This is a genomic window from Enterobacter sp. CPE_E890 (assembly GCF_046521475.1).
In the GTDB taxonomy this organism is placed as follows: Bacteria; Pseudomonadota; Gammaproteobacteria; order Enterobacterales; family Enterobacteriaceae; genus Enterobacter; species Enterobacter adelaidei.
This window is the reverse complement of record NZ_JBKFZW010000001.1, coordinates 1,290,282-1,304,731: the sequence shown is the minus strand read 5'-3', so window position 1 is coordinate 1,304,731 and position 14,450 is coordinate 1,290,282. Positions and strand designations below refer to the sequence as shown.

Here is a 14,450-nt window from a genome sequence, read left to right as displayed (position 1 = left end):
AGTGAGATGTTACATTTTGTTTCTAGAACAACGGCAAAAATTTAACAACTTTGAAACGCAATAATGTGTGGTCAAACCAGACATTTACATCACAGTGTTAAGCCGATCACTATCAGTTGAATGGCTTAGCCCAATACCATCGTACTCAACCGGCAGGTACAACAGCGCCGTCCCTGCTCGTCGAACACTACAATCTCCCAGCTCTGGCTGGAGCGCCCCAGATGCAGCGGCTGACACACGCCACGCACCTTACCCTGAGACACCGCGCGATGATGCGTGGCATTCAACTCGGTTCCTACCACGTTCTGCCCGTCGCGGGTCATCAGAAAACCGGCCATTGAGCCCAGCGTTTCGGCCAGCGCCGCTGAGGCACCGCCGTGCAGCAGGCCAAATGGCTGATGCGTGCGCACATCCACCGGCATTTCGGCTTCCAGCGTGTCGTCACCGAGGCGGGTATAAACGATCCCCAGATGCGCCACCAGGGTGTTCAGACTGGTGGCATTCAATGCCTCAAGCGATAAATGACGTTTCCAGATCATTACACCCCCAGCGTGGAACCGCCGTCCACCACAATATCCTGCAAGGTAATATGGCTGGCGTAGTCAGATGCCAGGAACAGAATGGTGTTGGCAATCTCCTGCGGACGGGCGATTTTACCCAGCGGGATGCCAAGCTTAAATTGCTCGCCGAAGCCGCGAATGCGCTGTTGCTCTGCATCGTCGCTTTTCCACAGCGTGCGCTGCATATCGGTATCCGTTGAGCCCGGCGACACCAGGTTGCAGCGCACGCCGCTACCCGCCAGTTCCAGCCCGACGGTCAGAGCCAGGCTTTTCAGTGCGGCTTTCGAGGCACCATAGGCACTCATCCCGATGCGCGGCGTGTGCGCCGCATCAGAGGCAACGGTGACAATTGCCCCGCCCTGCTGGCGACGGAACTGTCCCATCGTCTGCTGAAACAGGTTAAACGCCCCGCCGACGTTAACCGCAAAGGTCTGCTGCCACTCCTCCTGTGAGAGCCGATCCGTTGCCCCCATGCGCAGAATACCGGCGGCATTCACCAGCACGTCAAGGCGGTCGAGGGTTGCAAACATGCGTCCGCAAACATCAGCCACCTGTTCGGCGTCCGCCACATCCAGCTTTTCAGTGGCGAACGGATAGTCGCCCTGTGGAAAGGCCAGGTCGAAACCCGTGACCTTAGCCCCGGCATCCACAAACGCCAGCGCCGTTGCATAACCAATACCCTTACCTGCGCCCGTCACCCAGACGCTTTTACCGCTAAAATCGAACCCCGCCATTACTTCACCTCACGGGAAAGTAGCGCCCACCAGGCATCGATGGTTGGATTTTTTGCCAGCATCACGAAGTCAATGTCGCCGTGCACTTTACGCCAGCGGGCAGCCAGCGCCATCATGCGCACCGAATCCAGGCCGTAGTCGATCAGGTTTTCGTCATCCATTGGTTCATCGGATTCGTCCAGCAGCGGCAGAATAACGTCACGCAGCGCGGCTTTCGATGCCGGGAGCGACGGCAGTAATTCGTCGGTCATCACCACGCGCCCGGAGCGGCCCGCCACATAGTTGAGCGACATCAGGTGCTCGTCGCGGGTGAAATCCGCCAGCGCGTCGGCAATAAAGAACGGCTTGATGTCGCGCATAAAGGCATCGGTAGCGGTGGTCATGCAGCCGATATGGGTGTACATGCCGGTAATCAGCAGCTGGTTGCGGCCCGTTTCTTTCAGCATCTGCTCCAGCGGCGAGCGGTGGAAGGCGCTGTAACGCCATTTCACCAGCACTGTGTCGGCTTCGTCCGGCGCCAGCTCAGCCACAATACGCTGCTGCTCAGGCGAACGGGTCAGACCCGGTCCCCACATGTCGTTCAACAGGGCGCGGTCTTCATCGCTCTGCTTTTTTGGCTGCGCGGTGTAATACACCGGGATGTTATGTTCTTTGCAGTACGCACGAAGTTTCGCGATATTCGCTACCACCTGCTGCATCATCGTGCTGTTTTCGCCCCAGAAGTTCAGGAAGTACTCCTGCATATCGTGGATCAACAGCGCGGCACGATCTGGCTCAAACGCCCAGTTCACTTTACTGGTCGGCAGCTCTGCGGCGGTTGGTAGCGCATAGGCGGTTAATTTTGGGATAGCCATACTCTGTTCCTTAGCCCCGGGCGCGTTCAGCAAGCCACAGGCGCAACTGTTTCTTATCGACTTTACCGACAGGCGTTAGCGGGAGCGCATCAACGCTCTCCACGCGGTCCGGCAGTTTGAATTCTGCGACGCCCTGCTTGCGCAGGAAGCGACGCACTTCGACTGCACGTAATGGCTGTTTCACCACCAGATACGCACAGCTCTTTTCGCCAAGCAGGCTGTCCTCCATGCTCACCAGCGCAGCGTGGATCACCGCCTCGTGGCGCAGCAGCAGGTTTTCGATCTCTTCGGCGGCGATCTTCTCACCGCCGCGGTTGATCTGATCTTTCTCACGCCCCTGCACGGTGATGTAGCCCTGTTCGTCAATGGCGATCAGATCGCCGGAGCAGTAAAAGCCGTTGGCATCAAAGGCGCTGGCATTGTGTTCCGGACTGTTGAAATAGCCGCGGAAAGTGTACGGCCCGCGGGTCATCAAACGCCCGACTTCGCCGCGCGGCAGCGGATGACCGTGCTCATCAGCCACCCACACTTCGTCGTCCGGACACATCGGACGTCCCTGCGTGTTGATGATGCGTTCCGGGGAATCGTCGAGGGCGGTGTAGTTCACCAGCCCTTCCGCCATGCCGAACACCTGCTGAAGCTGACAACCGATTTCAGCCGGAATACGCGCGGCGAGCGTAGCGGATAACCGTGCGCCCCCCACCTGCAACAGCGTGAGTGATTTCAGTTGAGTGTTTCCGGTTCCTTCGGCAATCGCCTGTAGCCAGAGACTGACCGCGGGTGGCACCAGCGAGGTGACAGTAATCTGATGCTGTTCAATCAGCGGGAAGCACAGCGTGGTGCTCGGATCGTTCGCCAGCACCACACAACCACCCGCCGTGAAGACGCCAAGCGATCCCGGCGAGCTCATGGCGTAGTTATGCGCCGCAGGCAGCGCGTTCAGGTAACGGGTTTCAGCGGTAATGCCGCAGATCTCGTTGCTACGACGGATGCTGTAGTCGTAATCGTTGTGCGTACGCGGGATTAGCTTCGGCGTGCCGGTGCTGCCGCCGGAGAGCTGGAAGAAGGCAACTTCGTCGGCGGGCGTCGGGTTCGGGATGAAGTTGTCAACCGGACGCGCAATCGCCGTTTCCAGCGCATGTTCCCCTTTATCGCCACGCAGCAGCACGACGCGGACCGAGCGATGTTCATCAGTAAAGGTATTGAGAAACACATCGTCAGTAAAAAGCGCATGGTCGCGATCGGCGATCAGTACGGCGGGTTTAATTTGCGTGGTATAGGCATTCAACTCGCTGCGCTGATGGCTAAAGAGCGCGTTAACCGGAGCCACGCCGATTTGCAGCAGCGCGAAAAAGGTGATGTAGAATTCGGCCACGTTACCGAGTTGAACCAGTGCCGTTTCACCGCGATGCAGTCCCTGCGCCTGTAAAGACGACGCAAGATTGTTCACCGCCTGATTAAACACGCGGTAGGTAATGCGACGATCGCCGTCGATAATCGCCACCGCGTCGCTATCCGCGCGATCCGTCAGGATGTGGGTCAGGGGCAAATCCTGCCAGTAGCCTTTTTCTCGGTAGCGCCGGGCAAATTCCTCGGGCCATCGGGTAAAGGGGATGATCATGAGTATTCCTTAATGCAAACCAAAAACGTTGAGCATGGTGTAGAGCTTCACACCGGTTTCGCGCCACTCACCCACCGGGGAGGAGGCTGGCACAATGCCCGCCCCGGCAAACAGACGAACAGATTTCTCATGCAGACGCGCGCAGCGGATGGTCACCACCCACTCACCGTTACCTTCGCTGTCGCACCAACCGACGATGCCGCCGAACAGTTCACGATCGAACGGCTCCAGTTCGGCAATCAGTTCTTTTGCCGCCTGATGCGGGAACCCGCTCAGTGCTGGGGTCGGGTGCAACAGGCAGGCCAGGCTCAGGGCGTTTTCGTTTTCTCGTGCGTTACCTTCTACCGGCGTCGCCAGATGCCACAGCGTGGGTGTCGTGATCAACTGCGGAGAATCAGGCATGCTGAGATGGTGGCTGCGCGGCGCCAGAGTAGTTTTCATCGCCTGAGTGACCAGGTCGTGTTCGTGGCGATCCTTCTCAGAGGCGAGCAGTTTATTGCCCGCCTCACGGTCAAGCACATCGTCGGGCTGACGACGCGCAGAGCCTGCCAGCGGGAGCGAGCTAAAATGCGCCCCCTCTTTTCGCAACAGCAGTTCCGGACTTGCTCCCAGCAGCACGCCCCCCTCTTCCAGCGGCACATGGAAGTTAAAGCTCGCCGGGTTCTGGGCGATAAGACGCTCCATCAGAGCACCGCTATCCAGAGGCTTGTCGGTCGCGATATCAATCAGGCGCGAGAGCACCACTTTGTTCACCTGAGGTGTGGCGGTAAGTGCGGCGGCGCGGGCGACCATCTCTTCAAAAACAGGCTGCGGGGGAATTTCGGTGCGTTGCTCCACCTTCAGCGCCTGCGAGCCGGAAAAATAGCGAGCGGATTGCTGACGTGCAGGACGGGAAAAGGTCTGCCAGCGTTGTGGAATAAACAGTGACGGCCGTTTGCGGGTATCGAACGGAATAGCCCCCACCATCACCGGATGCGCGATACCGCTGGCTTTTGCATCCCGGAAGGCCTGCGCTAATTTTTGCTGGAAGTGGCCAGTCAGATCATCACCACCGACGGCAGGTTCAGAGAAACGGGCAAAACAGCCGGACGTGGTAAAGCTGCGGTAAGGCGACATAAAGAAAAAGCTGTCTGATTGCAGCGTGGTCGCGGTGTGCTGAACTTCCTCAGCCAGGGACGTATCCATATCATCCTCCTGAAATGATAAAAGAAGCAATAATGATTATCATTTATGTTTTCGTCGGCTAACCTAATCCCACAGCGCTCCGCTGTCAACCATCGGGTAAATACTTGTGCGACAAACGCTTGCATCCCTTTCTCACAACCATGAAAATGAGAAGCATTATCTTCAACAAAAACAGGATGCCGCTCAGTGAAATTCCCTGCCGTTTGCCGCAATGCCCTTTTTTTAACAGGACTTTTTGTTTTAGGACTAACCTCAGCCACCGCCGCAGACTGGCCGCGCCAGGTCACCGATAGCCGTGGCGTGCATACCCTGGAGAGCAAACCGGCGCGTATTGTCTCAACCAGCGTGACGTTAACGGGTTCCCTGCTGGCGATTGATGCCCCGGTAGTTGCCAGCGGCGCCACCACGCCCAACAACCGCGTGGCAGATGCACAGGGCTTTTTACGTCAGTGGGGGGATATCGCGAAACAGCGCAGCGTTGCGCGTCTTTATATTGGGGAACCCAGCGCCGAAGCGGTCGCCGCGCAAATGCCGGATCTGATTTTGATCGGCGCCACCGGCGGGGATTCTGCGCTGGCGCTCTACGACCAGCTCTCCGCCATTGCCCCGACGCTGGTGTTCAATTACGACGATAAAAGCTGGCAGGAACTGCTGACGCAGTTGGGCACCATCACCGGGCAGGAAAAGCAGGCCGCAGAGCGCATCGCGGAGTTCGATAAACAGCTCGCGCAGGTGAAACAGCAGATGAAGCTGCCGCCGCAACCGGTAAACGCCATCGTCTACACCGCCGCCGCGCACAGCGCCAACCTGTGGACCGCTGAATCCGCGCAGGGCAAGCTGCTGCACCAGCTAGGCTTTACGCTGGCGGAATTGCCCGCCGGATTACACACATCAAAAAGCCAGGGTAAACGCCACGACATCATCCAGTTGGGCGGCGAAAACCTGGCAACGGGGCTGAACGGCGAAGGGTTGTTTGTGTTTGCTGGTGACCAGAAAGATGTCGACGCGATTTACGCCAATCCGCTGCTGGCGCATCTGCCTGCGGTGGAGAACAAACGCGTCTGGGCGCTGGGAACAGATACGTTCCGCCTGGATTATTACAGCGCGATGTTGGTTTTAGACAGACTGAATACAATGTTTAAGTAGGCATTAACCCTCCCTCTCCCTGTGGGAGAGGGCTGGGGTGAGGGCATCACGCCGCACCGTCGTTCAGAACAACCTCCTGCCTGAACCGCCGCAACTCCACCAGCACCATTAACAGAATCACACCCACAATCGCTAACGCAAACCCGCTGCTGCTCGCCGACGCCACCGGAGTCATCATTGCCCCCAGCCCACCGAGGATCGCCGCACCAATCGCATCGCCCGTTACGTTTTGTGCCGTCCACAGGCCATTAATTCGCCCCAGCATTCCTTCCGGTGTCTGGGTCTGAATCAGGGTATATTGCAGCAGCGAACTGATAGCACTCAGCCAGCCGAAGATCACCAGGCAAATCACCCCCAGCGCCCACACCGGCATTAGGCTGAAGAAACCAATGGCGATAAACGAGGCCAGCGTGGCAAGCAGCATAATCAGCCCCGGGCGTACACTCTGCGCCAGATTACCGCTGGTCAGCGCCCCGCACGCCGCGCCAAGCGGAATGGCGGCATAGAGAATGCCAATCTCCGAGGCGCTCATCTGCCACTCTCCCGCCAGCGCCGGGTACAGCACGCGCACGGCGCTGGCCATCGTCAGCAGGCCACCGAGCAGCGCAATCCCGCCAATCAGCGGGTTGCTGAACAGGAAACGAATAGCGGCCATCAGAGATTTCAGCGGATGCTCGCGTGGCTGCGGCGGTGGCGGCAGCAGCGGCAGGCGCAACAGCGTCAGCGTGGTGATGAAGGTGCCCGCCGCCGCCAGTCCATAGTTCCACGCCACGTTACCGGTCGCCAGCAGCAGACCGCCGAGCATCGGCGAAATCACCGAGCCCAGACGCACGGTAAGCATGGTAATCGCCCCCGCCTGCATCAGGTTCTCGCGCCCGACCAGCGCGGGGGTGGCAGCCAGCAGTGCCGTTACCCCTAGCGAGGCAAAAAAGCCGTCCCATAACCCGAGGGCGTAAATCGCCACAAGCGAGGGTTCGGGCAGCATGGCGTTCAGACACAGCCCGATAAACCCCACGCCGCAGGTGCCGCGCGCCAGCAGGATCAGCTTTTTACGCTCGTAGCGGTCCGCCAGCACGCCGCCGACCATCAGTCCGATAAACATCGCCCCGCCCGTAAAGGTAACCGATAACCCCACCAGCCAGCTGGAGTGCGTTATGGCCTGGATCTGTACCGGCACGGCAACGCCGAGCAGGCCGAGAGATAAAATGGAGATAAAGCGGGCGATAAAAACTGCCCGGTATGCCGGGTGCGTTTTAAGCAGGCTGAGGTTGAGCAGCCAGGATTTTTGATTCATGACAAAGCCTTGAGTGTAATTCTACCCATTCCATGGGCGCACATGCTAACATAGCCAAATAAGATAGATAACGATAATCACTATCATTATCAAATCATGGATGTTGCTATGTCGTTTTCCTCTTCTTCGGTGCGCGCCATTGCCGTGCCCGTTTTATTGCTGCTGTTGATCCTTGCGATTGCACTCAGCCTGCTGGTCGGCGCTAAGCCGCTGCCCGCGTCCGTTATCGTTGATGCGCTCACCGGCACCTGCCAGAGCGCCGACTGCATCATCGTGCTCGACGCCCGACTGCCCCGCACGCTTGCCGGACTGCTGGCCGGTGGCGCGCTGGGCCTTGCGGGTGCTCTGATGCAAACCCTCACCCGCAACCCGCTGGCCGACCCTGGTATTCTGGGCGTTAACAGCGGTGCCAGTTTTGCCATTGTGCTCGGCGCGGCCATGTTCGGGTTAACGTCAGCGTCTGAACAGCTGGTGATGGCCTTTTGCGGCGCGCTGGCTGCCTCGCTGGTGGTGGCGTTTACCGGCAGCCAGGGCGGCGGCCAGCTTAGCCCGGTACGCCTGACCCTCGCGGGTGTCGCGCTCGCGGCAGTTCTGGAAGGGTTATCCAACGGCATCGCCCTGCTCAACCCGGACGTTTACGACCAGCTGCGCTTCTGGCAGGCCGGCTCGCTGGATATCCGTACGCTGGAAACCTTAAAGGTGGTGGTGCTCCCGGTGATCATCGCTGCCGCCGTCGCGCTGTTTTTAAGCCGGGCGCTGAATAGCCTGAGCCTGGGCAGCGATACCGCCACTGCGCTTGGTAATCGGGTTGCACGTACCCAACTCATTGGTCTTCTTGCCATTACCGTCCTGTGCGGCAGTGCAACGGCGGTCGTCGGCCCAATCGCCTTTATCGGCCTGATGATGCCGCACGTGGCGCGCTGGCTGGTGGGGGCAGATCATCGCTGGTCACTGCCGGTCACGCTTCTTGCAACGCCTGCCCTGCTGCTGTTTGCCGATATCCTGGGACGTTTGCTGGTCCCCGGCGAGCTGCGCGTCTCGGTGGTCAGCGCCTTTATCGGTGCGCCGGTGCTGATTTTCCTGGTACGCCGCCGACGCGGAGGTGGCGCATGATCGCCCCATCCCGACGTTTAGTCGCCTGTGTCTCCCTGCTGGTTATCACCATTCTGCTGCTGGCAACGTGGAGCCTGCGCAGCGGCGCGGTGATGCTCGATTTCACCCAGGTGTTTAACGCCCTGCTCGGCAGCGCGCCGCGCGCTATAACCCTGGTGGTGACGGAGTGGCGACTGCCGCGCGTGGCGATGGCGATACTGGTGGGCGCGGCGCTCGGGGTGAGCGGCGCGATTTTCCAGTCGCTGATGCGCAACCCGCTCGGCAGCCCGGACGTGATGGGCCTCAATACCGGTGCCTGGAGCGGCGTATTAGTGGCAATGGTGCTGTTTGATCAGCACCTGACGGCCATTACCTTTACCGCAATGGCCGGGGGCATTCTGACCTCGCTGATTATCTGGGCGCTTGCCTGGCGTAACGGTATCGACACCTTTCGTCTGATCATCATCGGCATCGGCGTGCGTGCAATGCTGATGGCGTTTAATACCTGGCTTTTGTTACAGGCGTCACTGGAAACTGCGCTCTCTGCGGGACTGTGGTACGCCAGTTCCCTGAATGGCCTGACATGGGGCAAAACCTGGCCCGCGGCACCATTGATTGTTCTGATGTTTATCGGTGCCCTGCTGCTGGTGCGCCGTATGCGTCTGCTGGAGATGGGTGATGACAGTGCCTGCGCCCTGGGTGTGAGTGTTGAACGTTCGCGCCTGATGCTGATGCTGGTCGCCGTCTTGCTGACCGCAGCGGCGACGGCGATTGCCGGGCCAATCTCGTTTATCGCCCTGGTGGCACCGCATATTGCCCGGCGTCTTAGCGGCACTGCGCGCTGGGGCTTAACCCAGGCGGCGCTGTGTGGCGCATTGTTATTGCTGGCCGCCGATCTCTGCGCCCAACAGCTGTTTATGCCTTATCAACTTCCGGTGGGCGTCGTGACCGTCAGCCTCGGCGGGATTTACCTCATCGTCTTGTTAGTTCAGGAGTCACGCAAGAAATGACTGACTTAGCTTCCCGCTTGCGCGGCGACAACTTAACCCTGGGTTACGGCAAAAAAATCATTGCCCGTGACTTAACCGTTGCTATTCCGGACGGCCACTTTACGGCGATTATCGGCCCGAACGGCTGCGGAAAATCGACCCTGCTGCGCACCCTCAGCCGTTTGATGACGCCAGTTGAAGGCAGCGTGTACCTCGACGGCGAGCACATCCAGCACTTCGCCAGCAAAGAAGTGGCCAGGCGCATTGGGCTGCTGGCGCAAAACGCCACTACGCCGGGCGATATCACGGTGCAGGAGCTGGTCTCTCGCGGACGCTACCCGCATCAACCGCTGTTTACCCGCTGGCGTAAAGAGGATGACGAGGCGGTGACCCGCGCGATGCAGGCGACGGGCATTACCGATCTCGCCCAGCAAAGCGTGGATACCCTCTCCGGCGGACAGCGCCAGCGCGCGTGGATCGCGATGGTGCTGGCGCAGGAAACGTCCATCATGCTGCTGGACGAGCCGACGACATGGCTGGACATCAGCCATCAGATTGATTTGCTCGAATTGCTGAGCGATCTCAACCGCACGCAGGGGTATACCCTGGCGACGGTACTGCACGATTTGAATCAGGCCTGCCGCTACGCCACGCACCTGATTGCGCTGCGCGATGGCGAAATTGTGGCGCAGGGCGCACCGGGAGAGATTGTGACACCAGAGCTGATCGAGCGGATCTATGGGATGCGCTGCATGATTATTGACGATCCGGTGGCAGGCACGCCGCTGGTAGTGCCGTTAGGCAAGCGTGCGGTCTGATGCCCTCACCCCGGCCCTCTCCCACAGGGAGATGGAGCAAACCATCCCCTCTCCCTGTGGGAGAGGGTTAGGGTGAGGGGCTTTAAACGTTACCCCAAAATCTCCCTCAACACTGGTCCTATCTTCTCAAACGCCTGCGGTGAAATGATATCCACGTGGGCGCAATCCTGACTATACACCTCAAGCTCCGCCACCCACGGCGACCAGGCCTGCTGCGGGTCCATCGTTCGCGTGCGTTCGGCAACAAACAGCGTCGCTTTACCCTCAAAGCGCGCGCTGTGCGCCGTGGTCAGTAGCCGCACCGCATCGGCGTAGTTGCCTTCAATGGCACTGAATAGCTCGCTGGAGCCTTGTCCCTGCTGCGCGGCGATAAACGCCTGACGCTCGCGCTCAATTTCCGCCAACACTTCCGGGTCGAGGCCGTTGGCCTCTTTCTCCGCCCAGTTCTGGGTTTCCGGCGGCCAGGTATCCAGCAGGCCGAGGAATGCCACCTCTTCACCCTGCTCGCGCAGTCGGGCCGCAATGCCCTGAGCCAGCGTACCGCCGAGGGAATAGCCGAACAGGTAATACGGCCCCTGCGGCTGCTGGGCTCTCAGTGTTGCCAGATGATGTTCGATCACACCATCCAGATCGGCGCACTGCTGCATTGGTCCGTCCGGGCGCGGCGACTGAATGCCGGTAATCGACCAGCGCGGGCTGAGATAACGTGCCAGCACGCTAAACTGCCAGGCAAAGCCGGACGCAGGGTGGAAGCAGAACAGCGTCGGGCCATCGCTTTCACGCAGCGGCAGAAGAGCTTCATACCCCAGACGCTGCGCCTGCTCGTCGCTCATCTGTGAATCTAACAGCGCGCTAAGCTTGCTCACCGTCGAGGCGACCATAATTTGCCCCGGTGTGACCTTGCGGGCAAACGCGCGGCTGAGCTGTGCCGCCAGGCGCATCGCCAGCAGAGAGTGTCCTCCGAGGGCGAAGAAATCGGCTTCGATATCATTCACCTCACAGCCTAGTAGCGCAGAAAACGCCTGCGCGACGGCAACTTCGGTGCCCGTCTCCGGCGCGCGGCCGGAAGTTTGACGGGTGAGCTCCGGCAGCGGCAGCGCCTTGCGGTCAAGCTTACCGTTCGCGCTTAACGGCAGCGCACTGATTTGCAAAAGCACCACCGGCACCATATGCGGCGGAAGCCGCGCTTTAAGCGATTCCAGCAAGGTATCACGATCCAGCGGCAAACCGGATTCGGAGACAACGTACCCCACCAGCTGACGGGCATCTCCCCCCGTTGCCGCCGCCTGGTTGAACACGCAGGCATGCGCCACGGCCTGCGCGACGTCCGGCAGGGACAGCATCGCCCGGTCGATTTCACCCAGTTCGATGCGCTGGCCGCGAATTTTCAGCTGATCGTCACTGCGGCCTAAATACTCCACCGCGCCGTTATCCAGCCAGCGGGCGACGTCACCGGTGCGGTACATACGTTCACCCGGCGCGAACGGGTCAGCGATAAACCGGCTGGCGGTCAGATCAGGGCGTCCCAGATACCCTTGCGCCAGCTGAATACCGGTAAGATAGAGATCGCCCGCTACGCCAAACGGCACCGGGCGCATCATCGCATCCAGAATGCGCAGCCCCGTGTTCCACACCGGGAAGCCAATTGGCACGCTGTTGCCCTCCACCGCCGCCAGCTCTGGGCCATACGCCGGATACCAGCTGACGTCCACAGCCGCTTCCGTCGGGCCGTAGAGGTTATGTAGCGGCGCATGGGTCAGTTGCTCCCATTCCCGGCAAAGCGCCGTCGGCAGAGCTTCACCGCTGCAGAAGACCTGCTTAAGCGACTGACAACAGTCGACGTTCTCCGGCGTCAGCGAGGCGACAAATGCCGCCAGCATCGACGGTACAAAGTGAGTGGTGGTCACACCGTGTTGCGCGAAGAAGGTCTGCATCGCCTGCGGATCGCGGTGAGCTTCCGGCTCGGCCATTACCAGCTTCGCCCCGGCAATAAACGGCCACCAGAACTCCCACACCGAGACATCAAAGCTGCACGGCGTTTTCTGCGCTACCACGTCACTGGCGTCCAGCGGGTAGTGATCCTGCATCCACTTCAGGCGGTTTACGATGGCAGTATGTCCAACCATCACCCCTTTCGGGCGGCCAGTAGAGCCAGAGGTAAAAATGATGTACGCAGTCTGCTCCGGCTTCGCCAGGCGCAGCGGTTCCGCTTCCGCAGCCGGTAACAGTGTGTTGTAACTAAACGCCGTGATCGGGAGATCGCTAAAGCGCGGAAGCTGCTCGTTGGTGGTGATCAGTAGCGACGGTTTCGCATCCTCCAGCATCATCCGCAGACGGTCGTCCGGGTAACCGGTATCCAGCGGCAGCCAGGCAGCGCCAGCTTCCACAATGCCGTGCAGCGCCAGCGTCAAAAACACCGAACGTGGTAAAGCCACCGCCACGCTGTCGCCCGGCTTCACGCCGCGTTCGCGCAGTAACGTTGCCAGGGCGACAACCTGCTCGCGCATCTGGCGATAGTTCAGTTCAATATGCGCGTCCGCCAGCGCAGGGGCGTCCGGCGTTTTGCTTGCCTGATTCGCAACCAGATCCGCCAGCGTGGTGGACGGCAGCGCCAGCCCGGTATCGTTGATGCGGGCCAACTGTTGATATTCCTGCTCCGAAACGGTTTCCACTTCGCCGCAGCGCAGGTCCGGGTTGGCGGCAAACTGCATGAGCATCGCGTTCAGGCGCGAAACGTGGCGGGCGAGCGTTGCTTCATCGTAGCGCTGTGTATTGGCGAGGATCTCAATGCTCAACCCACCCTGCTCGTCCGGGAACAATGCCAGCTCCAGATCGTTCACCGGGCCGGTTGCCAGCGTGTGGGTGGTGGCCTCTACGCCGTCGATATCCAACTGATAATCGAACATCTTAATGTTCAGAACCGGGCCAAACAGGGCTTCGTCGCCTGCGGCGCGCCCGCTGTCGCGCACGATCTGCTCGGCGTCGTAGCGCTGGTGGCGGCGCATTTTTTTCAACTGGTTCGCCAGGCGCAATGCCAGCTCTGGAAGGCTCTCCTGCGGATGGATATTTACCGCCAGCGGCAGGACGTTGAGTACCGGTCCGGTGGCGGTCAGCGCGGCGGACCCCATGCGGCGCATAAAGATAAACCCGGCGGCGTAGTCCAGCCGTCCGGTGAGGCGCCCGAGCCACAGCGCCACCAGCGCAAGCGCCAGATCGGTACGCTGCACTTGCCCTCCCGCCTGTGCCAGTTGGGTAAAGGCACGGCTGTCAGCGGTCATGTTCAGACGCAGAATGTCGGTGGTTGCTGCACGCCCGGGTAGCGGCGTGGAAGAGAGCGAAACGGGGGAAGGAAGCGCTTTCCGCTGTTCAGCCCAGAAAGCGCCATCACGCTGATACGCCTCGCTGTCGCGATAGCGCTGGTACTCTTCCACCACCTCAGCGAAAGGCGTAAACGGGGATTCTGGCGTGGGTTCGCCGTTTTTCCATGAAGCATAAATCGCGGCAATATGGCGCGTAATCGCCGGGAAGCTGAAGCCATCCACCACCAGGTGGTGATAACGCTGATACCAGTACCAGTGGCTTTCAGCAACCTGAATCAGCTGGTGAAACGCCAGCGGCTGGCCGCTGTCTACACGCAGGTTCTGGTTGAGATCGGCTGTCATCAGCGCCACAGCGTCATCGTGTGAGCCGACGCGAATGACGGTGGGTTCCGGCAACATCATGGACTCATCCAACCACTGCCACACTTCACCGTTATCTTCTGCGAAACGCATACGTAGGGTATCAGCCTGCATCATGCCTTCAAGAATGGCTTTGGCCAGCAGCGGCGCGTCAATATCGCCTTTCAGTTCAGTGTAGTGGGCTACGCTCCAGGCGTTTGGCAACGTGGACAGCTGTTCCGCCATCCAGATCCCCGGCTGGGCGGCGACGAGAGGAAGACGGTTCATGCACTCTCCCCCGCATAATGAGACGGTTCTAACGTTTGCCAGTGTTCGTCCAGCCACTGCTGGCACGCTTCCTGCGACTGTGCTTCACATACCACGCGCCACCCCGCCGGCAGTTCGCACTGCTGCGGCCACAGGCTGTACTGCCCCTGGTCGTTACGCAAAATGGCGAACTGTCCCTGCGGATTATCGAAAGGATTGCTGAATTCCATA

The 14,450-nt window shown here is 59.9% G+C and carries 12 protein-coding genes; 4 read left to right on the top strand and 8 right to left on the bottom strand.

The window, feature by feature from the left end:
* Nucleotides 1–125: 125 nt before the first annotated feature.
* Genes entH through entC form a run of 5 tightly spaced genes read right to left on the bottom strand, consistent with a single transcriptional unit; the run spans nt 126 to nt 4,954 of the window.
* Nucleotides 126–539: a proofreading thioesterase EntH gene (gene entH / locus ACLHV9_RS06450; RefSeq protein WP_028019509.1), complete on the bottom strand. Its 414-nt coding sequence runs from the start codon at nt 537–539 to the stop codon at nt 126–128.
* Nucleotides 539–1,294 (bottom strand): 2,3-dihydro-2,3-dihydroxybenzoate dehydrogenase EntA, encoded by a 756-nt coding sequence (entA, locus tag ACLHV9_RS06445; RefSeq protein ID WP_108090621.1) that lies wholly within the window; start codon nt 1,292–1,294, stop codon nt 539–541. The genes entH and entA overlap by 1 nt, the downstream gene beginning before the upstream one ends.
* Nucleotides 1,294–2,148 (bottom strand): isochorismatase family protein, encoded by an 855-nt coding sequence (locus tag ACLHV9_RS06440; RefSeq protein WP_407220301.1) that lies wholly within the window; start codon nt 2,146–2,148, stop codon nt 1,294–1,296. The genes entA and ACLHV9_RS06440 overlap by 1 nt, the downstream gene beginning before the upstream one ends.
* Before the next feature lie 10 nt (nt 2,149–2,158).
* Complete coding sequence (entE, locus tag ACLHV9_RS06435) at nt 2,159–3,766, bottom strand: (2,3-dihydroxybenzoyl)adenylate synthase EntE (RefSeq protein ID WP_176691084.1); 1,608 nt, start codon at nt 3,764–3,766, stop codon at nt 2,159–2,161.
* Nucleotides 3,767–3,778: 12 nt separating this feature from the next.
* The gene (gene entC / locus ACLHV9_RS06430) at nt 3,779–4,954 is read right to left on the bottom strand and encodes an isochorismate synthase EntC (protein WP_407220300.1); all 1,176 of its coding nucleotides are present in this window, start codon (nt 4,952–4,954) and stop codon (nt 3,779–3,781) included.
* 186 nt (nt 4,955–5,140) lie between these two features.
* Between entC and fepB the strand changes: the two genes are divergently transcribed.
* Nucleotides 5,141–6,100 carry a Fe2+-enterobactin ABC transporter substrate-binding protein gene (gene fepB / locus ACLHV9_RS06425; RefSeq protein WP_407220299.1) on the top strand — a complete coding sequence of 320 codons (960 nt, stop codon included), beginning with the start codon at nt 5,141–5,143 and terminating at the stop codon, nt 6,098–6,100.
* Between the two features lie 46 nt (nt 6,101–6,146).
* Here fepB and entS read toward each other — a convergent pair whose 3' ends face one another.
* Entirely contained in the window at nt 6,147–7,394 is a 1,248-nt protein-coding gene (entS, locus tag ACLHV9_RS06420; protein ID WP_108090626.1) for an enterobactin transporter EntS, read from the bottom strand.
* A 108-nt stretch (nt 7,395–7,502) separates the two neighbouring features.
* On the opposite strand from entS, the gene fepD reads away from it, so the two are divergent.
* The 3 genes from fepD to fepC are packed head-to-tail and all read left to right on the top strand — an operon-like array spanning nt 7,503 to nt 10,293.
* Entirely contained in the window at nt 7,503–8,507 is a 1,005-nt protein-coding gene (fepD, locus tag ACLHV9_RS06415) for a Fe(3+)-siderophore ABC transporter permease (protein WP_032667028.1), read from the top strand.
* Nucleotides 8,504–9,496: an iron-enterobactin ABC transporter permease gene (gene fepG / locus ACLHV9_RS06410; protein ID WP_407220298.1), complete on the top strand. Its 993-nt coding sequence runs from the start codon at nt 8,504–8,506 to the stop codon at nt 9,494–9,496. The genes fepD and fepG overlap by 4 nt, the downstream gene beginning before the upstream one ends.
* The gene (fepC, locus tag ACLHV9_RS06405) at nt 9,493–10,293 is read left to right on the top strand and encodes an iron-enterobactin ABC transporter ATP-binding protein (protein ID WP_108090628.1); all 801 of its coding nucleotides are present in this window, start codon (nt 9,493–9,495) and stop codon (nt 10,291–10,293) included. Before fepG ends, fepC begins: the two co-directional genes overlap by 4 nt.
* A gap of 89 nt (nt 10,294–10,382) precedes the next feature.
* On the opposite strand, the gene entF is transcribed toward fepC, so the two are convergent.
* Both entF and ACLHV9_RS06395 read right to left on the bottom strand, forming a co-directional pair.
* Nucleotides 10,383–14,240: an enterobactin non-ribosomal peptide synthetase EntF gene (entF, locus tag ACLHV9_RS06400; RefSeq protein ID WP_407220297.1), complete on the bottom strand. Its 3,858-nt coding sequence runs from the start codon at nt 14,238–14,240 to the stop codon at nt 10,383–10,385.
* Nucleotides 14,237–14,449: an MbtH family protein gene (locus ACLHV9_RS06395; protein WP_108090630.1), complete on the bottom strand. Its 213-nt coding sequence runs from the start codon at nt 14,447–14,449 to the stop codon at nt 14,237–14,239. Before ACLHV9_RS06395 ends, entF begins: the two co-directional genes overlap by 4 nt.
* Nucleotide 14,450: the final 1 nt, after the last annotated feature.